The organism is Microbacterium sp. (genome assembly GCF_048259935.1).
GTDB lineage: Bacteria > Actinomycetota > Actinomycetes > Actinomycetales > Microbacteriaceae > Microbacterium.
On sequence record NZ_JBLXHF010000001.1, the window covers coordinates 146,673 to 167,311 of the forward strand.

Genomic DNA, 20,639 nt, shown 5'->3' on the forward strand with positions numbered 1-20,639 from the left:
ATGCAAGACACCCAGGCACTAAAAAGCACGTCAGTGCCTGAGAGGGCTGCCGTTTCCGGGGCGGGCGCATCGCCCGCCCCGGAGCGGCGCTCGCCGCGGGCCGACTGGCGCAAGCGCGGCGAGATCGCGCTCCTCTCGGGACCCGCGCTGCTCATGTTCGTCGGCTTCGTCATCCTCCCGGTGGGGATGGCTGCGTTCTACGGATTCTTCAAGTGGAACGGCTTCGGCTGGCCCACCGAGTTCATCGGACTCGACAACTACATCATGATGTGGGAAGACGACACCTTCCGCGCTGCCGTCATGCACAACGGCATCATCGTGGTGCTCTCGCTGGTGCTCCAGGGCCCGATCGCGATCCTGTTCGCGCTGCTGATGAACCAGAAGATTCGCGGACGTTCGATCATCCGTGTACTGATCTTCGTTCCCTATGTCATCTCCGAAGTGATCGTCGGCATTGGCTGGAGCCTGATGCTGCAGGATTCCGGAGCGCTCAACTCACTGCTCGAGAAGTGGGGCCTCGGCGCCCTCCAGCAGTCCTGGATCGCAGATCCTGCGTTCGCGATGACCTCGCTCATGGTCATCATCACCTGGAAGTACATCGGCTTCGCCGTGATCCTCATGCTCGCCGGTATGCAGTCCATTCCGGAGGAGCTCTACGAAGCCGCTGCCATCGACGGCGCGGGCTTCTGGAAGATGCAGTGGACCATCACAGTGCCGCTGCTGGGCCCGACCATTCGGATCTGGGCGTTCCTGTCGATCATCGGCGCGCTGCAACTCTTCGACCTGGTCAACATCATCTGGGGCCAGTACATCGCTGCAACCGCCGGCACCTCGACGATGGCCACTTACATGTACCAGAACGGCCACCTGGCCGGCAGCTACGGATTCGGTAACGCCGTCGCCGTGATGCTGTTCATCATCACCCTGATCGTCGCGCTCATCTACCAGCGCTTCGTCCTGCGCCGCGACACCGAAGGCGCATTGACCGGCGACAGCGGAAGGAGGCGCAAGTGAGCGCTGACAACCTGAACACTCGGGTCGCCATCCAGGCGGTCACCACCAACGGACGTCGACCGCGACGCGTGCGCGAATCCGGCGTCAAGTGGGGCAGCCCCGCGGTCTACCTCGCAGCCCTGGTGCTGATCACCATCTGCATCACTCCGGTGCTCTACATCATCATCGGAGGGTTCCGCACCAACTCGCAGATCACGCTCGACCCGTCCGGCTTCCCGAGCCCCTGGCAGCTCGGCAATTACGGTGACGTGCTGGCGAGCTCGCAGTTCTGGACCGCCATGATGAACTCCACGATCACGGCCGTGGCAACCACCCTGGGAGCCGTGCTCCTCGGCCTCATGGCCAGCTTCGTGATCGCACGCTACAACTTCGGCGGCCGCGGCCTGATGTATTCGATCTTCGCCGCGGGGCTCATGTTCCCCGTGACGGTGGCGATCACCCCGCTGTACATCCTGATCCGAAACCTCGGACTGGTGAACAGCTTGGCCGGGATCATCCTGCCCCAGATCGCCTTCGCGCTGCCCATGACGATCATCATCCTCGTGCCGTTCCTGCGGGCGATCCCGAACGAGCTCGAAGAGGCGGCATCCATCGACGGCGCATCGCGCCTCGGGTTCTTCTGGCGCATGGTGCTACCGCTGAGCCTGCCCGGTGTGATCACCGTCGGCATCCTCGCCTTCGTCGGCTCGTGGAACGGCTACATGCTCCCGCTGTTCATTCTGAATAACGAGGCGCTGTTCACCCTTCCGCTGGGCGTGCAGAACTTCGCCTCTCAGTACTCCGTGGATACCGCACGTGTGCTGGCGTACACCTCACTGTCGATGCTCCCCGCACTGATCTTCTTCAGCATGTTCGAGCGTCGCATCGTCGGTGGCCTCACCGGGGCGGTGAAGGGATGACCGTGACGAACGACACCTTCGTGCCGGAGACGAAGGCAACCGCCGGCATTCCCGCGTTTCCCCTGGCCTCCGAGCGAGTGAGCGCACTGATCTCGCAGATGACGCTCGAAGAGAAGGCAGCGCAACTGGTCGGCTACTGGCTCGATCAGGGTGGCGAGGTCGTGGCCCCGATGCAGAACGAGATGGGCGGTGGCGGTCCTTCGGGGGCGCTCGCCGAGATCACCCGTCATGGCATCGGTCATTTCACCCGGGTGTACGGCACCCGCCCCGTCGAACCCGCAGAGCGTGCGGCATGGCTGTGGGCGGAGCAGCGCCGGCTGAAGAGTGAGACGCGCCTCGGCATCCCCGCGCTCGTGCATGAGGAGTGCCTGACGGGACTCGCTGCGTGGAAGGCCGCGACGTTCCCGACTCCGCTCGCCTGGGGAGCAGCATTCGACCCCGAGCTGGTCGCCGAGATGGGCACCCTGATCGGAGAGTCGATGCGCGAGCTCGGCATCCATCAGGGCCTCGCTCCCGTACTGGATGTCGTGCGCGACCCGCGCTGGGGGCGCGTCGACGAGTGCATCGGTGAGGACCCGTACTTGGTGGGCACCGTCGGCACCGCGTACGTGCAGGGCTTGCAGTCCGCAGGTGTCCATGCGACGCTCAAGCACTTCCTCGGGTATTCAGCCTCACGTGCGGGGCGCAACCACGCGCCGGTCTCGGCCGGTCCGCGCGAGATCGCCGATGTGTTCCTCCCGCCGTTCGAGATGGCGATCCGCGACGGCAACGTCCGCAGCGTCATGAACAGCTACGCGGCGATCGACGAGGTCCCCGTGGCATCCGACCCGGAGCTGCTCACGCACGAGCTGCGGGAGCGCCTCGGCTTCGACGGCGTCGTGGTCGCAGACTACTTCGCGGTCGCCTTCCTCGAAGTGATGCATGCGGTGGCTGCCGATCGCGGCGAAGCCGCGGAGCTCGCGCTGAAGGCGGGCATCGATGTCGAGCTGCCTTCGGGAGATGCGTATCTGGAACCGCTCCTCGATCGAGTGCGTGCAGGCGTCTTCGACGAGGCGTACATCGACCGCTCCGTGATCCGTGTGCTGATGCAGAAGGAGCAGCTGGGTCTGCTCGAGCCCGATGCGTTCGAAGACGCCCCGCCCACGGAGATCGATCTCGACACCCCGCGCCACCGGGACGTGGCGCGACGGCTGGCTGCACAGTCTCTGGTGCTGCTGTCGAACGATGGCGTCCTGCCCCTGGCATCCTCCGCCCGGCGCATCGCGCTCATCGGACCGAACGCCGATCGCACGGATGCGCTGCAGGGGTGCTATTCCTTCGCGAACCACGTGCTGGCCCACCACCCGGGTTTTGAGAACGGGTTCGAGATCCCGACGGTGCGCGAAGCGCTCGTCGCCGCGATTCCGGATGCCGAGATCGTGCATGTGCGCGGTGGCGAGGTCGAGGGCGATGACCGTTCCGGCTTCGCCGAAGCCGAGCAGGCTGCGGCGGACGCCGACATCGCCATCGTGGTCGTCGGCGACCAGGCCGGGCTCTTCGGGCGCGGAACGGTGGGGGAGGGCAACGACGTGGAGTCGCTGGACCTGCCCGGTGTGCAGCGCGAGCTCGTCGAGCGGATCGCGGCGACGGGGACCCCCGTCGTCATGGTGCTGCTCACAGGTCGCCCCTACGCGATCGAGTGGGCGCTCGACACGGGAGAGGCGCGTCCTGGCGCAGTGCTGCAGGCGTTCTTCCCCGGTGAAGAGGGCGCGACAGCGATCGCTGACGTGCTGACCGGCGCTGTTTCGCCGTCGGGCCGGATGCCGCTGAGCCTGCCGCGATCCGCCGGGGCGCAGCCGTACACCTATCTGCATCCGATTCTCGGGGGGGCCTCGGATGTCACGTCGACCGACCCCACGCCGGTGCGTCCCTTCGGGTTCGGGCTTTCGTACACGTCGTTCGAGTACTCGGACTTCGTCGTCGATGAGCAGGCAACGACAGACGGACGCTTCCGCGCCTCGGTGACGGTGACCAACTCCGGATCCCGCGAGGGCGCGGACATCGTGCAGCTGTACGGGCGCGACCTCGTCGCGTCCGTCACTCGCCCCGTCGCTCAGTTGCTCGGTTACGCGCGGGTGCCGCTCGAGCCGGGACAGTCGCGTCGAGTGAGCTTCGACGTTCCGGTGACGAGATTTGCCTTCACTGACCGGAGACGGGTCAAGGTCGTCGAACCCGGTGATGTGACTGTTTGGGTGGGGTCGCATGCCGCCGCGACCCCTGACCTCGAGCGCGGAGACACGACCGGTGGCGCGATCGTGAACTCGCGTGATCGTCATCACCGCGACTTCGCGTCCTCCGCCACGCCGGCACGGGTGCTTCCACTCATCGGTGGAGTCCATGCCGTCACGGGGGCCGACGCTCGTCTGGTGGAAGTCTCGTATTCGTGATCACGGCGGCCAATCCCATCATTCCCGGGTGCTTTCCGGATCCTTCGATCTGCCGGGTCGGTGACGACTACTACCTCGTGACGTCGACCTTCGAGTATCTGCCTGGCCTCCCCGTTCTGCGATCACGCGACCTCGTGAACTGGGAGACCATCGGCTTCGCGATCGATCGCGACGGGATGCTCGATTTCGACCGGATCGCGTCATCCGGCGGGCTGTACGCGCCGACGATCCGACACGACGGAGAGCGGTTCTGGATCGTCTGCACGATCGTCGATCAGCAGGACGACTCGCGCGGAGGCAACTTCGTGATCACCGCAGAGGACCCGGCAGGTCCGTGGAGCGACCCCATCTGGCTCGATGCCCGAGGGATCGATCCCTCGGTGGCGTTCGACGAAGACGGTCGGGTATGGATGCATGGGACCAGGCTCGCCGAGGATCCGCTGTGGTTCCACCAGACGGAGGTCTGGGTGCGGGAGTACTCCCGCACCGAACAGGCACTCGTCGGCGAAGAGCACGTGATCTGGCACGGAGCAGTCGATGGCGTGGTGTGGGCAGAAGCGCCGCACCTGTACCTGATCGACGGCCGCTGGTACCTGATCGCGGCCGAAGGCGGCACGGAGTTCCATCACGCCGTGAGCGTTGCACGCGCTGACGAGGTCACTGGCCCCTACGTGGGCAACCGGGCAAATCCCGTGTTCACGCATCGACACCTCGGGCGGAGCTCGCCCGTGATCGGCGCGGGACACGCCGACCTCGTCCAGACCCCGGACGGCTCATGGCAGGCGGTCATGCTCGCCATGCGTGCGGCGGACGGTCATCACTACCCGCTGGGACGCGAGACCTTCCTGTGCGACGTCGCGTGGGAGGACGGCTGGCCCGTCTTCGCCCCTGGGCGTGGAAGCCTGGCCAAGGCGATCGAGATCCCCTGGGCCGATACGGCTGTGGACGAGCGCACCTGGCAGCCGGACGCGCGAACGGCAGGCGTCGTGCTTCCGGGTGACCCCCGCTGGACGTCTCTGCGCGCGGTGCCGCGAACCATCGCCACCCCTGACGGCGATGGATGGATGCTGCCGGTGAGGGCAGAGGCTCTGACCGACGCCGGAACAGTGGCCTTCGTCGGTGTGCGGCAGCAGCACGATCACGTCGATGTGACGGTCGACCTCGATGCGTCCGCGCTCGCGGTGGGCGAGACGGCCGGGCTGGTCGTGCGGCAGTCCGAGAAGGACCACGTGAGCGTGCAAGTCACACGAACGGATACGGGACTGCAGCTGGGCAGCGTGCAGCGCAGGGCGGGCCGTGACACCGTGAGTAACGGAGGGGTCATCCCCGCTGAAGCATCCGTCACTCTCGGCGTGCGCAGCCGCGGGTACGACTACGAGCTCGTCGCCGGCGGTGACGTGCTGGCCCGCGCTGACGGGCGCGAACTCGATGCCTCATCGACAGGCGGCTTCCTCGGAATCTGGTTGGGCGTCTTCGCGACCAGTCAGGGGAATGAACCGCGCGGGAGCGTGCGAATCCGCGACTTCCGCTACGAGCCCTCCGAGGATGCGTCGCTCGCGCCGGTAACCTGAGAGCAATCGACCATGACATAGGAACGAGCACCTCGATGAAGGAACGCGCGACCGCAGTCGAAGAGGTGCGCCGTGCCAACCTCGGCGAGGTGCTGCGTCTGGTGCATCACATCGGTCCACGATCGCGCTCGCTCATCACCGCAGAAACCGGCCTCAACAGGTCGACGGTCGCAGACCTCGTGACAGCACTGGCAGAGCACGGACTCGTCGTCGAGCAGCAGCCCGATCCGACCAGGAGGGTGGGGCGGCCGAGCCCCATCGTCGCGGGCAGTCGTGACGTCGTGGCGATCGGGGTGAACCCCGAGGTCGACGCCATCGAGATCGGGGCGGTCAGCCTCGGCGGGGCTGTGCGCATGCGTGTCCGCGTCGACGCCGTGCGCCCAGGGGTCGCGGAGGTGGTCGAGACCGTCGCGCGCGTCGTCCGCGAATGGACGGACGGCGAGCTCGCCGGCAGCCGCATCGTCGGAGTCGGCGTGGCGGTTCCTGGTCTCGTGCGCTCCGGGGATGGACTGGTGCGCCTGGCGCCCCATCTGCAATGGCGTGATGAAGACATCACGACACCGCTCTCCGAAGCGCTCGGCGTGCCGGTGGCCGTCGACAACGACGCATCGCTGGGTGCGCGTGCTGAGCATCTCTTCGGCGCAGCGCGCGAGCATGGCGACATCGTGTATCTGAACGGCGGTGCCAGTGGTATCGGTGGCGGTGCGATTCTCGGCGGTGCGCTGATCCGCGGAGCGGGCGGCTACGCCGGTGAATGGGGACAGACCAGACCCGGCATCGCGAACGAATCGCATCGCCGCACTCATGACGGCGTTCTGGAAGACGAGGTCGGCAGGGCTCGGCTGATGTCAGCAGTGCAGCTGGTGAGCGGAGATGACGCCGCTCTGGCCGCAGCTCTCGCCGGCGACCCAGGACCCACCGCGGACGATGAGGTCGACCGTCAGCGTGGCGTCCTCGCTGCCACCATCAGCAATGCCGTGAACGTTCTGAATCCGTCAATGATCGTGCTCGGCGGATTCCTCGGCATTCTGCGAGATCGGGACCCAGAGGGCTTCGACGCGGCGGTGCGCGAGCGCTCACTCGTCATCTCTGCAGAAGAACTGCATATCGCATCTGCCGCCCTCGGACAGGACCGTCTGCTCATCGGTGCGGCCGAGGCAGCTTTCGCACGACTCCTCACCGACCCGCTGGGGTGAGCGCTGCGCTCAGAGCGTGAGCGACCTGCTCAGAGGCGCTCTCCGGTCATGTAAACCTGCAAAACCACGCCGAGACCACGGTGAATCACCGCGGTCTCGGCGTGGTTTTGCAGGAAAGGGCTCAGTAGCTTTCGCGCCCGGTGGTCTCGGCGTCGGGGATCCACGTCGCGGCGAGATTCTCGGTCGCGCGGGCGAGGATCGATACGTCGGCGGCGACCAGCACGAATGCCGCCCCGGCCGCAAGATAGCGGCGGGCAGTGTCGGGGGCGAACGCGTTCACTCCGACGGGCTTGCCGGCTGCGCGCACCTCCGCGATCGTATGCTTGACAGCCGCGACGACATCGGGATGCTCCTGCTGACCGAGCAGCCCCATGGAGGCGGCGAGATCGCTCGGACCGATGAAGACCGCATCCACGCCGTCGACTTCGGCGATCTGACGGGCGTTCTGCACTGCGGCATCCGTCTCGATCTGCACCGTGAGCGAGGTGATCTCGTGAGCTCGCTGCAGGTAACCGTCGATGCGGTTGAACTGCGCTGCGCGCGCGAGCGCGCTGCCCACCCCGCGGATGCCCAGAGGCGGGTAGCGGGTGGCGGCGACAACGGCGGCGGCATCCTCAGCGGTGTTCACCATCGGCACCAGCAGATTCTGCGCCCCGAGGTCGAGGACCTGCTTGATCCAGGTCGGGTCCGCCGATGGCACCCGCACGAGGGGGGTGATCGGGTACGGCGCCACTGCCTGCAGCAATGCGAGGATCGACTCGAGGCCAATCGGGCTGTGTTCGCCGTCGATCAGGGTCCAGTCCAGGGCGGAGCCCGCGACGATCTCGGCGGCGATCGGGCTGCCGGAGCAGATCCAGGCGCCGACCAGGGGCCGGGAGCTCGCCGCGAGGCGATCGCGGAACGACGGCGGTGGGGTCAGATGAAACGGCATGCGATCTCACCCATCTCTGCGTAGTCGCAGCGCACCTCGTCGCCCTTGTGCACCCACATCGGGCGGGTGAAGGAGCCGGCGAGAATGATCTCGCCCGCTTCCAGACGTGCACCGTGCTGATGGAACTTGTTCGCCAGCCACGCTACCCCGGTCGCCGGGTGCCCGAGCACGCCCTGCGCGACACCGGTCTCCTCGATCTCGCCGTTGCGCGAGAGGACGCCGGGCACCCAGCGCAGATCGATCTCATCCGGGCGCTTGCGCACATCCCCCAGCACCATCGCACCGTATGCGGCATTGTCGCTGATCGTGTCGACGATCGTGCGGCCCTCGAGCTCGATGTGGGAGTTGAGTACTTCGAGCGCGGGCACGGCGTAGTCGATCGCAGCCAGAGCGTCTTCCAGCGTGCAGTTCGGGCCTTCGAGCGGTGCTTTCAGCACGAACGCGAGCTCGACCTCGATGCGCACGTTCGAGAAGTCGTCGAACCGGAGCTCGGCGCCCGAGGAGAACACGGTGTCATCGAACATCACGCCGTAGTCGGGCTCGGTGATCCCGGTCGCCTGCTGCATGGCTTTCGAGGTGAGCCCGATCTTGCGACCGACGAGCTTGCGCCCGGAGGTGACGTTCTTGTCCCGCCATATGCCTTGAATGGCATAGGAGTCCTCGATCGTGGCATCCGGGTATCGCGCGGTGATCCGTGGGATCACGCTCTTCGTGCGATCGGCCTCGGCGAGCTCGTCCGCGATCGCTTCGATCACCTCTGCGGGCAGCGTCACAACTGGTGTCCCAGCTTGTACTCACCCTGCTTGTACTCGGGCATGGAGTCCTCGCCCTCGTCCTTGCGAGTGTACGAGAAGCCGTCGGCGCCGATCGTGACCGCCATCTCGCTGGAGTCGGTGCGCGCGATGACCGGTTGCGGGTTGCCGTCGAGGTCGAGCACGAGCGATGCGTCCGTGTACCAGGAGGGCACGACGGGGGTGCCCCACCAGTCACGACGCTGATTGTCGTGCACATCCCAGGTGATGACCGGGTTGTCGGGGTCACCCGTGTAGTAGTCCTGGGTGTAGATCTCGACGCGGTGCCCGTCAGGGTCGCGCAGGTACAGGTAGAACGCGTTGCTCACACCATGACGGCCAGGGCCGCGCTCGATGGCATCCGAGCGGCGCAACGATCCGAGCTTGTCGCAGATCGCGAGGATGTTGTGCTTCTCGTGCGTGGCGAAGGCGACGTGGTGCATCCGCGGGCCATCGCCACCGGTGGCCGCGGTGTCATGCACCGTGGGCTTGCGGCGCATCCAGGCGGCGTAGACAGTGCCCTCTTCATCCTGGATGTCTTCGGTGACGCGGAATCCGAGGTCCTGGTAGTGGCGCACTGCGCGCGGCACGTCAGGGGTGACCTGGTTGAAGTGGTCCAGGCGCACGAGCTCGCCGGGAGTGTGCAGGTCGTAGCGCCAGGAGAGGCGCTCGACGTGCGTGGTCTCGAAGAAGAACTCGTACGGGAAGCCGAGCGGGTCGACCACGCGCACGGAGTCGCCGATGCCCTTGACGAAGCCGTCGGCATTGCGGCGGACGTCGCAGCCGAGCTCGGTGTAGAACTCGACGGCACGGTCGAGGTCCTCCGCCGAGCGAACCCGGTACGAGAACGCGGCGACGGCCGCGATCGGGCCCTTGCGCAGCACGAGGTTGTGGTGGATGAACTCCTCCGTCGAGCGCAGGTAGATCGCCTCATCGTCCTCTGCGGTCACGTACAGACCGAGGATGTCGACATAGAACTGGCGGGATGCCGCGAGGTCGGTGACCACGAGCTCCATGTAGGCGCAGCGGAGGATGTCTGGCGGTGACGCCTGGGGGGTCGCGACCGGGTTGTCAGCCTGGATGGGCGCCTCTGCGCTCACGTAGTAACCCGAAGAGGTCAGGGTCATGTCTTCACGATTCGTCATGTCAGCGTCCTTACTGCTTTCCGAAAACGGGGTTGTGGACCTCGCCGAGGGTGATGTGCACGGCCTGCTGGTCGGTGTAGAAGTCGATCGATCGGTATCCGCCCTCGTGGCCGAGACCGGACGCCTTCACGCCGCCGAACGGGGTGCGGAGGTCGCGCACGTTGTTCGAGTTCAGCCAGACCATGCCCGCTTCGACGTTGCCGGCGAAGTTGTGTGCGCGCCGCAGGTCATTCGTCCAGATATACGCAGCCAGGCCGTACCTGGTGTTGTTCGCCAGGGCGAGAGCCTCGTCGTCGTCATCGAACGGCGTGATCGTGACGACCGGTCCGAAGATCTCCTCCTGGAAGATGCGCGCATCGGGGGAGACGTCGGCGAAGACGGTAGGGGCGACGAAGTTGCCGGTCTCGAATCCTTCTGGGCGTCCGCCGCCGGCGACGAGCTTCGCCTCTCCCTTGCCGATCTCGATATAGCTCATGACCTTGTCGTAGTGCTCGGGGTGGACGAGAGCGCCGACCTCGGTGGTCGGGTCGTTCGGGAGCCCGACCTTCACGCGCTCTGCCTGTGCCGCGTAGCGCGTCACGAACTCCTCGTAGATGCTGCGCTGTACGAGAATGCGCGAACCCGCAGTGCAGCGCTCGCCGTTGAGCGAGAAGACGCCGAAGATGGTCGCATCGATCGCGGTGTCCAGATCGGCATCTTCGAACACGACAGCGGGCGATTTGCCGCCCAGCTCCATCGACAGTCCCTTGAGGAACGGCGCGGCGTTGGCGAAGATCAGCTGCCCGGTGCGGCTTTCGCCGGTGAAGGAGATGAGCGGAACGTCAGGGTGCTTCACCAGCGAGTCACCGGCGAAGCCCTCTTCCCCGAAGCCGTTGACGAGGTTGAAGACGCCAGAGGGGAGGCCGGCCTCCTCGAAGATGCCGGCCCAGAGGGATGCCGAGAGCGGGGTGAACTCGGCCGGCTTCAGCACGACCGTGTTGCCGGTCGCGAGCGCAGGGCCGAGCTTCCACGACTCGAGCATGAAGGGGGTGTTCCACGGCGTGATGAGGCCCGCGACACCGATCGGCTTGCGGTTGACGTAGTTGATCTGGCGACCGGGCACCTTGAAAGTGTCATCGGCCTGCGCGACGATCAGATCGGCGAAGAAGCGGAAGTTCTCGGCCGCGCGACGAGCTTGGCCCAGCGCCTGGGCGATCGGGAGGCCGGAGTCGAAGCTTTCGAGCTCGGCAAGGCGCTGATCGCGGGACTCGACGATGTCGGCGATCTTGTGGAGCACGCGGGAGCGCTCGCGCGGCAGCATCTTGGGCCAGGGACCCTCGTCGAATGCGCGCTTGGCTGCGGCGACGGCGCGGTCGATATCGGCGACCTTGCCGGAAGCCGCCGTGATGTAGACGTCGTTGGTCACCGGGTCGATCACGTCGAAGGTGTCGCCGTCGAGGGAGTCGACGAACGCTCCGTCGATGTAGTGCTGGATGCGATCGGGAAGATCTGCGGGGATGCGTGAATCGGTCATGATTCCTCCGGTATCAGTGAACGGGTGTCGCGACGGCATCGTCGCGCTGTTCTGGGGCGACCGCGCGCTCGTGCGCAATGTAGGCCTCGAGGGTGGCCGAGTGGTGTCTGCGTGCGGCATCCTCGATCTCGGCGAACGGCGCGCCGTTCTCGATCAGCGCGATGATCTGCTCGTGCTCGCGGACCGACTCATGCGCACGGCCGGGAACGAAGCTGAAGGTCGAATCGCGCAGACGGTTCAGGCGCTGCATCTCGAGGGTGACGAGCTCGCGCAGGCGCGGGTTGGGGCATGAGGAGATGAGAGTCTCGTGGAACTGTTGGTTGAGCTGGGTGAACGCGGTCGGGTTGAAGTGACCGAGGGTCTCGGTCAGCTTCTCGTTGATCGCGCGGGCGCGCTCGAGGTCTTCGGCCTCGAGGTGCGGCGCCGACAGGGCAGTGGCGTTGCCTTCGAGGACGCTGAGGGCCTCCATGCTGTGGCGGTACTGCGCATCATCGACCATGGCGACGCGTGCGCCGATGTTGTGCTCGAACTGCACGAGTCCCTCGGCTTCGAGCTGCCGGATCGCCTCGCGTACGGGGACGACGCTCATGTCGAGCTCACCGGCGATGCTCCCGAGCACCAGCCGATAGCCGGGCGTGTAGCTCTGGCTCGCGATGCGCTCTTTGATCCACTGGTAGGCGCGCTGTGACTTGCTGAGGGATTTGATCATGCGCGGCTCGCTTCGTACTTCGCACGCCATTCGGCGTTCATCGGGAACAGCCCATCGACCGGGTGCCCTGCCTCGACCTGCGTGGCGATCCAGGCATCTTCATCCTCCTGCGCGAGCGTTGCATCGACGACCTCTTCCGCGAGGGACGGCGGAATCACGACCACGCCGTCACCGTCGCCGACGATCACATCTCCCGGCTGAACGGCGGCTCCTCCGCAGCCGATCGTGACGTCGAGCTCCCACGGAACATGCTTGCGGCCGAGAACCGACGGGTGGGCGCCTTGTGAGAACACCGGCAGGCCGATGCGCACCACCTCGTCGAAGTCGCGCACGCCGCCGTCGGTGACAACTCCGGCTGCGCCGCGCGCGGTGGCGCGAAGGGCGAGGATGTCGCCGAGGGTTCCGGTCGTCGCATCCCCTCGCGCTTCGATCACGATGACCTCGCCCTCGCACACGGCGTCGAACAGGCGCTTCTGCGCGTTGTAGCCGCCGCCATGGCTTGCGAAGAGGTCCGGGCGGGCAGGGATGAAACGCAGCGTCCGCGCGGTACCCACGATCTTCGTTCCGGGGATGTTGGCCGCGACACCATCGATGAAGCACTGGTGGTGACCGCGCTTGCGCAGCTGGGCGGAGAGCCCGGCGGTCGGTGCCTTCTCGAGCTTCGCCCGCAGCTCGGCGGAGAGGCCGCTCGGCGCGGCGGGGGTGAGACCCGCTTCTTCAGCGGACCCCCATGCCTCCGTGCGCTGCGTGTCATCGACAGCGGGAAGCGAGCCCAGCGTCTCATCGAACGGAATCGAACCCTGCGTGACAGTGGTGATCAGCCGGCCCGAGGTGGGGGAGCCGGGTGCGTTCGGAGCATCCACCTCGACCTCGATGACGTCTCCGGGAACGATCACCGATGAGCCCGCCGGGGTGCCGGCGAGGATCACGTCGCCGGTCTCGAGCGTGAAGTGCTGTGACAGATCTGCGACGAACTGCGCGAGGGGGAAGATAAGGCCGGAGGAGCTGTCGTCCTGACGGAGAGTGCCATTGACCCAGGTGCGCACGCGGATGTCGTTCGGATCGATCGACTGCGCATCGATCAGCCGAGGGCCCAGCGGTGTGTACCCGTCGCCGCCCTTGGAGCGGACGTTCGAACCCTTGTCGTTCGCGCGCAGGTCGTAGAGGCCGAGGTCGTTGGCCGCGGTGACAGATGCGACGTGCGACCACGCATCCTCGAGGCTCACGTGTCGGGCAGGTGCGCCGATGACCAGCGCGATCTCGCCTTCGAAGGCGAGCAGCTCGGTGCCGGCGGGGCGCTCGACAGTGCCACCGGATGCCGCGACCGAGCTTGCGGCCTTGAAGAAGTACGAGGGGGCAGCGGGGCGCCGGCCGCGCTGCTGCGCGCGAGAGGCGTAGCTGAGGTGGATCGCGATGATCTTGCCGGGACGACCGATCGAGTCCGTCACAGTGAGCGCCTCCTTGCGGTGTGTGCACCGCTCTTGTGCGATGTATTTGAAATCGTATATCATCTGATCAGGAGGTTGCAAGGATGACTTCAGCCCCGCGACAACGACGTCCCCCCAAGGAGCATCAATGACTGATCACCCCGGCTTCACGCCGACCGGTACCATCGCCAGTGCCGCAGATCGCCGTCGCGTAGTCTTCGCGACCGTCGTCGGCACCACCGTCGAGTGGTACGACTTCTTCATCTATGCCACCGCCGTCGGCCTCGTCTTCGGACAGCTGTTCTTCTCGGCACTGGGAACCAACACCGTGATCCTCGGATTCGCCACGGTGGGCATCAGCTTCCTGTTCCGTCCACTCGGCGCGTTCCTGGCAGGACACTTCGGAGACCGCCTCGGCCGCAAGCGCGTGCTGATGTGGACGCTTGTTCTGATGGGCGCGGCCACCGCGCTGATCGGTGTGCTGCCGACCGCTGAGGTCATCGGCATCGGCGCACCGATCATGCTCGTCTTCCTGCGCATTCTGCAGGGCATCTCTGCCGGCGGCGAGTGGGGCGGCGCGGTGCTCATGGCCGTCGAGCACGCTCCCAAGCACAAGCGCGGAATCTTCGGCGCCTCTCCGCAGATCGGCGTGCCGCTCGGCCTGCTGCTGGCCTCTGCCGTCATGGCGATCATGACCGTCATCGCACCAGGCGACCAGTTCCTCGCCTGGGGATGGCGCATTCCCTTCCTGCTCAGCGTCGTGCTGATTCTGATCGGTTACTACGTGCGTCGCAACGTCGAAGAGAGCCCCGTGTTCGCCGAGCTCGCCGCACGCAAGGAGAAGGCGAAGATGCCGATCGTGCAGCTGTTCCGCAAGCACCTGCTGCTCGTGATCATCGCCGCGCTCGTCTTCGCCGGCAACAACGCGGTCGGATACATGACCACCGGCGGATACATCCAGGGCTACGCGACCAACCCCGAGGGTCCGATCGGTCTCGACCGCGGCGAAGTGCTGTGGGCGGTCACCGGCTCTGCGGTCACCTGGCTGCTGACGACCCTTCTCGCCGGATGGATCTCCGACAAGGTCGGTCGCCGCAACACCTACATCGCCGGGTGGATCCTCCAGCTGGTCGGTGTGTTCCTGCTCTTCCCGCTGGTGAACACCGGGAGCGTCGGGCTCCTGTTCCTCGGCCTTGCGATCCTCACGATCGGTCTCGGGTTCACGTACGGGCCGCAAGCGGCGCTGTACACAGAGCTGTTCCCGGCATCCATTCGGTTCTCGGGCGTCTCGATCTCGTACGCGATCGGTGCGATCGCCGGTGGCGCATTCGCGCCCACGATCGCCGCGGCCATCGTGGCTGCCACCGGCTCGACCGAGATGGTCACCTGGTATCTGGCGGGCATGACGACGATCGGGTTGATCGCGACGCTGCTGCTGCGCGATCGCAGCGGGATTCCGCTCGGACCTGACCATGAAGAAGAACAGTCAGTGAGTCCGATCTACGGAATGTCGAGGGCGTAGGAAATGCAGTTCCACCATCACGGTTACGTCTCTAAGGACCCGCGCGTCGTCGCGGCGGCGGGCACGGGTATCGATCGCCCGGCTGACCTTCCGGATGAGATGGACGTTCTGATCGTCGGATCCGGACCCGCGGGGATGCTGCTATCCGCACAGATGTCGCAGTATCCGACGATCACGACGCGGATCATCGAACGCCGTGACGGCCGGCTTCCGCTCGGCCAGGCCGACGGCATCCAGCCGCGCAGCGTGGAGACCTTCCAGGCATTCGGGTTCGCCGACGCGATCTCAGCCGAGGCGTACAACATCGGCTACATGAACTTTTGGAGTCCCGATCCGGAGAACCCCCAGAACATCATCCGCACGACTCGCACCGAGGACTACGGGCTCAAGATCAGCGAGTTCCCGCACCTCATCGTGAACCAGGCGCGCGTGCTCGACTACTTCGCCGAGGCCGCGGCCGACGGACCCGCACGCATCGTTCCCGACTTCGGCGTGGAGTTCCTCGGGCTCACCGTCGGCGAGACCGGCGAGTACCCCGTCGAGGTGCGCGTGCGCTACGTCGCGGGGGAGCGCAGCGGCGAGGAGCGCACGATCCGTGCGAAGTACGTCGTCGGCTGCGACGGGGCTCGCAGCGGAGTGCGCGAGGCGATCGGTCGCCAGCACATCGGTGAGTTCTCCGCGCACGCATGGGGCGTCATGGACGTTCTCGTGAACACCGACTTCCCGGATTGGCGTACCAAATGCGCCATCAACGCGGCGGCGGGGAACATCCTGCACATTCCGCGCGAGGGCGGCTACCTCAGCCGGGTCTACGTGGACCTCGGCGAGGTCCCTGCAGACGACAACCACCGCGTGCGTCAGACGCCGATCGAAGCGATCATCGAGAAAGCGAACGAGATCCTGCATCCGTACACGCTGGATGTGAAGGAGATCGCCTGGTCGAGCGTCTACGAGGTCGGACACCGCGTCACGGATGGCTTCGATGACGTGGCTGGAACGAACGACCGCGCACCGCGCGTCTTCCTCACCGGAGACGCCTGCCACACCCACAGCGCCAAGGCAGGCCAGGGCATGAACGTCTCGATGCAGGACGGCTTCAACCTCGGGTGGAAGATCGGCTCCGTGCTCACCGGGCTCTCGCCGGAGAGCCTGCTGCGCACGTTCTCTGCAGAGCGGCAGCCGGTCGCGCAGCAGCTCATCGACTTCGATCGGGAATGGTCGACCCTGATGGCGCGCAAGCCCGAGGAGATCTCCGACCCGCAGGAGCTGTCGAACTACTACCTCGCGACCGCCGAGTTCCCCTCTGGATTCATGACCCACTACGAGCCCTCGGTGATCACCGGCGGTGCAGAGCACCAGGACCTCGCCGTGGGCTTCCCGCTCGGGAGACGCTTCAAGTCGGCCGAGGTGGTGCGGGTCTGCGACGGCAATGTCCAGCACATCGGACACCACGCGAAGGCCGACGGTCGCTGGCGCGTGTACGCGTTCGCGGATGCCTCGCACGAGAAGCTGGAGAAGTGGGCAGCGGACGCTGCGCCTGTTTTCGCCGGATTCACCCCGGCGGATGCCGACGTGGATGCCATTTTCGATGTGAAGGTGATCTACCAGGACAAGTACGAGGACATCGAAATCCTGTCGGCGCCGCAGCTGTTCCTGCCGAAGTCCGGTCCGCTGGAATTGACGGACTGGGAGAAGGTCTATACCGCAGCCCCCAACGCGTGGACGGACGCGGATATCTTCGCCGAGCGCGAGCTGAGCCGAGACGGCGTGATTGTCGTCGTGCGTCCTGATCAGTACGTCGCCGCTGTCCTGCCGCTGGATGCTGCGGACGAGCTCGAATCGTTCCTGGACGGCGTCTTCCTGCGAGCCTGACCCCGCCAGGTCGCGAATTGTGCCGTTATCCCGCCGGAATAACGGCACAATCCGTGACCCGAACGCGCACCGGAGGCATGACACGTGTCATGCCGATGAGGTGACAGCGGCCTCCGGAACCTGTGCAACGGCTGCGCCAGGCTGGATGCATGAGCACTTCACCGGCAACTCTGACTCCGAAAACACCCGCAGTCGCGGCATCCGACACCGCCATCGCGATCGAGAACCTGCAGAAGCGGTTCGGCGTGGGCGAGCGTGCGGTGAAGGCCGTCGACGGGGTGAGCCTCAGCATCCGCCGTGGTGAGATCGTCGCTCTTCTCGGGCCCAATGGCGCCGGCAAGACGAGCACGCTCGACATACTGCTCGGTCTCGCAGAGCCGAGCGGCGGGAGTGTGACGGTCTTCGGAGAGAAGCCGGGGAAGGCCGCGAAGTCCGGCGTGATCGCCGGTGTGCTGCAGACCGGCGGACTGCTGTCGGATCTCAGCGTGCGCGAGACCGTCGAGGTGATCGCGTCGCTGCACGGCTCTGCCGCGCTCTCACGAGTACCGGAAGTGCTCGCCCGCACCGACCTGACCGAGATCGCCCGGCGCCGCGTCGCGAAGTGCTCCGGCGGTGAGCAGCAGCGAGTGAAGTTCGCGCTGGCGCTGGTCGCCGACCCCGACATCCTCGTGCTCGACGAGCCGACGGCGGGAATGGACGTCAACGCCCGACGGCACTTCTGGGACGTCATGCGCGCCGACGCGGATGCCGGGCGCACGATCCTGTTCGCCACGCACTACCTCGAAGAAGCCGAACAGTTCGCTCGCCGCACCATCGTTATGCGCCGAGGCGCGATCGTCGCCGACGCGCCCACCGCGCAGTTGCGCGCGAACCTGGGCGGGCGCACGCTCGCAGCCACCCTGCCTGCTGAAGGAGCGGATGCTCTGGTGCGCGCCCTGCAGGCCGCAGAAGGCGTCGTCGACGTCCGCATCGACGGTGACCGGATCACCCTGCGGGCGGCGGATTCGGATGCCGCGGCATCCGCTCTTCTCACCGCGGGCGCCCACGGTCTGGAGATCACCGCACCCACCCTCGAAACCGCTTTCACCGCCCTGACGGAGGACTGATCATGGCCATGTCGATCTCACCCACAATGCTGCGCGTCGAAGCGATGCGTCAGGTCCGAAACCCGTACACGCTCGCGTTCACGCTCGGGATGCCGGTGGCGATGTATCTGCTCTTCGGAGCGAGTATGGGCTACGGCGACCTCAGCGCCGGACACGGCAACGTCAAGTTCTACGTGATGGTGTCGATGGCTGCGTACGGCTGCGCGGTCGCGATGAGCTCGCTGTCGTCGCTGGCTGCAACGGAGTCCAAACAGGGCTGGGGGCGCCAGCTCGCCATGACTCCGCTCGGCACGACCGGATACGCGGTCACGAAGCTCCTCACTTCGCTCGCGTTCGCAGCCCTCGCGGTGGTGTTGGTGTTCGCGGCCGGATTCGCGACTGGAGCGGAAGCATCCGATGCGTGGCGCTGGTGGGCATCCGCTGGAATCATGCTGGGGCTCGGCCTGATCTTCGGCCTTTACGGGCTCGGTGTTGGACTGTTCTTCAACTCCGATACGGCAGCTGCCCTGGCCTCCATCTCGATGACCTTCTTCGCCTTCTTCGGCAACGTCTTCATGCCCCTTGACGGTGTCATGCTCGACATCGCTCGGTTCACCCCGCTGTACGGTTTCGTCGCTCTGAGCCGCTGGCCGCTCACCGACGGCCTGCTCACCACGGGCCAGACGGATCCGCTGTGGGCGGTCGTGCTGAACATCCTGGCGTGGCTGGCCGTGTTCGTCGTGTTGGTGATGGTGGGCACTAAGCGCTCGTACTCGCGCCGATAGGGTCGAAACCATGACGGACGGAACCACTCACCGCAGCCGGCGCTCGCCGTGGGAGCGCTACGGCTGGGTGATGGCCGTGATCTGGTTGGTGTTCCTCGTCTACCCGGTCATCGCCCTCGTGAACTCCCCAGCGGATTCCGGATGGGTGATCACCGGATGGACGGCGCTGGTGGCATTCGTGGTCATCTATGTCGCGGGGTTCATCAACGGCATGAGCGGCTCAGGCGGCGGGCTGATGACCCCGCCCAAGCCGATCCAGTGGTGGGCGTTCGGTGCGCTGATCGTCTGCGGTGCGTTGACGATTCCCAGCGTGGGCGGCAACGCGCTGAGCTTCATCCCGTTCATCATGTCGTTCGCGTCATACGGGCTCACCAGGCCCGCGCACTGGATCACGCTCGCTGCCGGAATCGCGATCACCGGGGCGACGATCTTCCTCATGCCGGGGTGGATCAGCTACGTGGCGATCCTTGCAGTCGTGGTGATGCTCGGCGTGGTCAACACGGTCTCGACGACCTTGATCATCCGGTCGACTGAGGCAGAGACCCTCGATCGCGAGCTCGCCACGAGCGAGGCGCGCGAGGGGGTCGCTCGTGACGTGCACGACCTCGTCGGGCACTCGCTGACCGTGGTGAAGCTCAAAGCGCAACTGGTGCGCAAGCTCATCGACAGCGACCCGGAGCGGGCGAAGGCCGAGCTCGCTGACATCGAGGCTCTCACCACTGAGGCGATCTCAGGAGTCCGTACGACGGTGGCCGGAGTCCGCAGCGCTGAGCTCTGCGATCAGCTCAACACCTGTCGTGAGGCGCTGAAATCGGATGATGTGCGGTTGCGCGTCGAGGGGGACCCTGCAGCGCTCTCTCCGGTGCAGTCGCTGACGGCGAGCTGGATTCTGCGCGAGGCGACCACGAACGTGCTGCGGCATGCCCGCGCGAAGAACGTCACGGTGCGCATCGCACCGGGGAAGTTCACGGTGACCGATGACGGACGCGGTCACAGCGGCAGCGAGGGCAACGGCATGCGTGGCATGCGTGAGCGCGCGACTACCAGCGGAGCGACGTTCCTGGTCGCGCCGGCGGGCGACCGCGGCACGAGAGTGGAGGTGACCTGGTGACCGAAACAGCGCAGATCACGATCGTGGTGGCTGACGACCAGGCGATGCTGCGCGGAGCGCTGGCGGCGCTGCTCGAGCTCGAGCCTGATCTCCGGGTCGTCGGCGTCGCGTCCGATGGCGAAGAGGCCGTGCGCGTGGTCGCGGAGACGAACCCGGACGTCTGTTTGATGGACATCCAGATGCCCGGGATGGACGGTATCGCCGCCACGCGCGTGGCGCGCGCCGCGAACCCCGGCACGCGCGTGCTGATCGTCACGACGTTCGCGCGCCCCGGTTATCTGCGTTCGGCACTGGATGCTGGGGCGAGCGGGTTCGTCGTGAAGGATGCTCCGGTGGAGCAGCTCGCCGATGCCGTGCGCCGGGTGCATGCGGGTCTACGGGTCGTGGATCCGGCGCTGGCCGAATCCAGCCTGTTCGAGGGCGCGAACCCCCTCAGCGAACGCGAACAGCAGGTGCTGCGACTGGCAGCTGACGGACGCAGCGCCGCGACCATCGCATCCGAAGTGTTCCTCTCACCGGGTACGGTGCGCAACAACCTGTCCGCGGCGATCGGCAAGGTCAGCGCTTCGAACCGCGCCCAGGCGGTGCGGATCGCGCAGGACAAGGGCTGGATCTGACGACAGCTCACTGAAGAGTCGGCAG

Annotated in this window: 17 protein-coding genes; 11 read left to right on the forward strand and 6 right to left on the reverse strand. The window is 66.2% G+C overall.

The window, feature by feature from the left end:
* From ACN0RC_RS00635 to ACN0RC_RS00655, 5 genes are read left to right on the forward strand one after another with little or no spacing between them, the layout of a single operon-like run.
* Positions 1 to 1,014, forward strand: coding sequence for a carbohydrate ABC transporter permease (locus tag ACN0RC_RS00635; protein ID WP_417508128.1), 1,014 nt, complete (start codon positions 1 to 3; stop codon positions 1,012 to 1,014).
* Positions 1,011 to 1,913 (forward strand): carbohydrate ABC transporter permease, encoded by a 903-nt coding sequence (locus ACN0RC_RS00640; RefSeq protein WP_417508129.1) that lies wholly within the window; start codon positions 1,011 to 1,013, stop codon positions 1,911 to 1,913. Before ACN0RC_RS00635 ends, ACN0RC_RS00640 begins: the two co-directional genes overlap by 4 nt.
* Positions 1,910 to 4,339, forward strand: a complete 2,430-nt coding sequence (locus ACN0RC_RS00645) for a glycoside hydrolase family 3 N-terminal domain-containing protein (protein WP_417508130.1) — start codon at positions 1,910 to 1,912, stop codon at positions 4,337 to 4,339. The genes ACN0RC_RS00640 and ACN0RC_RS00645 overlap by 4 nt, the downstream gene beginning before the upstream one ends.
* Positions 4,336 to 5,910 (forward strand): family 43 glycosylhydrolase, encoded by a 1,575-nt coding sequence (locus tag ACN0RC_RS00650; protein ID WP_417508131.1) that lies wholly within the window; start codon positions 4,336 to 4,338, stop codon positions 5,908 to 5,910. Before ACN0RC_RS00645 ends, ACN0RC_RS00650 begins: the two co-directional genes overlap by 4 nt.
* Before the next feature lie 35 nt (positions 5,911 to 5,945).
* Positions 5,946 to 7,106: an ROK family protein gene (locus ACN0RC_RS00655; protein WP_417508132.1), complete on the forward strand. Its 1,161-nt coding sequence runs from the start codon at positions 5,946 to 5,948 to the stop codon at positions 7,104 to 7,106.
* Positions 7,107 to 7,227: 121 nt separating this feature from the next.
* Here ACN0RC_RS00655 and ACN0RC_RS00660 read toward each other — a convergent pair whose 3' ends face one another.
* Genes ACN0RC_RS00660 through ACN0RC_RS00685 form a run of 6 tightly spaced genes read right to left on the reverse strand, consistent with a single transcriptional unit; the run spans position 7,228 to position 13,643 of the window.
* A complete protein-coding gene (locus ACN0RC_RS00660) occupies positions 7,228 to 8,037 on the reverse strand; it encodes an HpcH/HpaI aldolase family protein (RefSeq protein ID WP_417508133.1) in 810 nt (269 codons plus the stop codon).
* On the reverse strand, positions 8,022 to 8,804 hold the full coding sequence (locus ACN0RC_RS00665) for a 2-keto-4-pentenoate hydratase (protein WP_417508571.1): 783 nt from the start codon (positions 8,802 to 8,804) through the stop codon (positions 8,022 to 8,024). The genes ACN0RC_RS00660 and ACN0RC_RS00665 overlap by 16 nt, the downstream gene beginning before the upstream one ends.
* 2 nt (positions 8,805 to 8,806) lie before the next feature.
* Positions 8,807 to 9,973, reverse strand: a complete 1,167-nt coding sequence (gene hpaD, locus ACN0RC_RS00670; protein WP_417508134.1) for a 3,4-dihydroxyphenylacetate 2,3-dioxygenase — start codon at positions 9,971 to 9,973, stop codon at positions 8,807 to 8,809.
* A gap of 10 nt (positions 9,974 to 9,983) precedes the next feature.
* Entirely contained in the window at positions 9,984 to 11,486 is a 1,503-nt protein-coding gene (gene hpaE, locus ACN0RC_RS00675) for a 5-carboxymethyl-2-hydroxymuconate semialdehyde dehydrogenase (RefSeq protein ID WP_417508135.1), read from the reverse strand.
* A 13-nt stretch (positions 11,487 to 11,499) separates the two neighbouring features.
* Complete coding sequence (locus ACN0RC_RS00680; protein ID WP_417508136.1) at positions 11,500 to 12,195, reverse strand: GntR family transcriptional regulator; 696 nt, start codon at positions 12,193 to 12,195, stop codon at positions 11,500 to 11,502.
* Positions 12,192 to 13,643 (reverse strand): fumarylacetoacetate hydrolase family protein, encoded by a 1,452-nt coding sequence (locus ACN0RC_RS00685; RefSeq protein ID WP_417508137.1) that lies wholly within the window; start codon positions 13,641 to 13,643, stop codon positions 12,192 to 12,194. The genes ACN0RC_RS00680 and ACN0RC_RS00685 overlap by 4 nt, the downstream gene beginning before the upstream one ends.
* 127 nt (positions 13,644 to 13,770) lie before the next feature.
* Between ACN0RC_RS00685 and ACN0RC_RS00690 the strand changes: the two genes are divergently transcribed.
* The 6 genes from ACN0RC_RS00690 (at position 13,771) to ACN0RC_RS00715 (ending at position 20,614) form a co-directional block, all read left to right on the forward strand.
* Positions 13,771 to 15,144 carry an MFS transporter gene (locus ACN0RC_RS00690; RefSeq protein ID WP_417508138.1) on the forward strand — a complete coding sequence of 458 codons (1,374 nt, stop codon included), beginning with the start codon at positions 13,771 to 13,773 and terminating at the stop codon, positions 15,142 to 15,144.
* Between the two features lie 3 nt (positions 15,145 to 15,147).
* Entirely contained in the window at positions 15,148 to 17,016 is a 1,869-nt protein-coding gene (locus tag ACN0RC_RS00695) for an FAD-dependent monooxygenase (RefSeq protein ID WP_417508139.1), read from the forward strand.
* A gap of 149 nt (positions 17,017 to 17,165) precedes the next feature.
* Positions 17,166 to 18,122 carry an ABC transporter ATP-binding protein gene (locus ACN0RC_RS00700; RefSeq protein WP_417508140.1) on the forward strand — a complete coding sequence of 319 codons (957 nt, stop codon included), beginning with the start codon at positions 17,166 to 17,168 and terminating at the stop codon, positions 18,120 to 18,122.
* Between the two features lie 2 nt (positions 18,123 to 18,124).
* On the forward strand, positions 18,125 to 18,886 hold the full coding sequence (locus tag ACN0RC_RS00705) for an ABC transporter permease (RefSeq protein WP_417508141.1): 762 nt from the start codon (positions 18,125 to 18,127) through the stop codon (positions 18,884 to 18,886).
* 10 nt (positions 18,887 to 18,896) lie between these two features.
* On the forward strand, positions 18,897 to 19,997 hold the full coding sequence (locus ACN0RC_RS00710; RefSeq protein WP_417508142.1) for a sensor histidine kinase: 1,101 nt from the start codon (positions 18,897 to 18,899) through the stop codon (positions 19,995 to 19,997).
* Positions 19,994 to 20,614 carry a response regulator gene (locus tag ACN0RC_RS00715; protein WP_417508143.1) on the forward strand — a complete coding sequence of 207 codons (621 nt, stop codon included), beginning with the start codon at positions 19,994 to 19,996 and terminating at the stop codon, positions 20,612 to 20,614. The genes ACN0RC_RS00710 and ACN0RC_RS00715 overlap by 4 nt, the downstream gene beginning before the upstream one ends.
* The last annotated feature ends 25 nt before the right edge of the window (positions 20,615 to 20,639 follow it).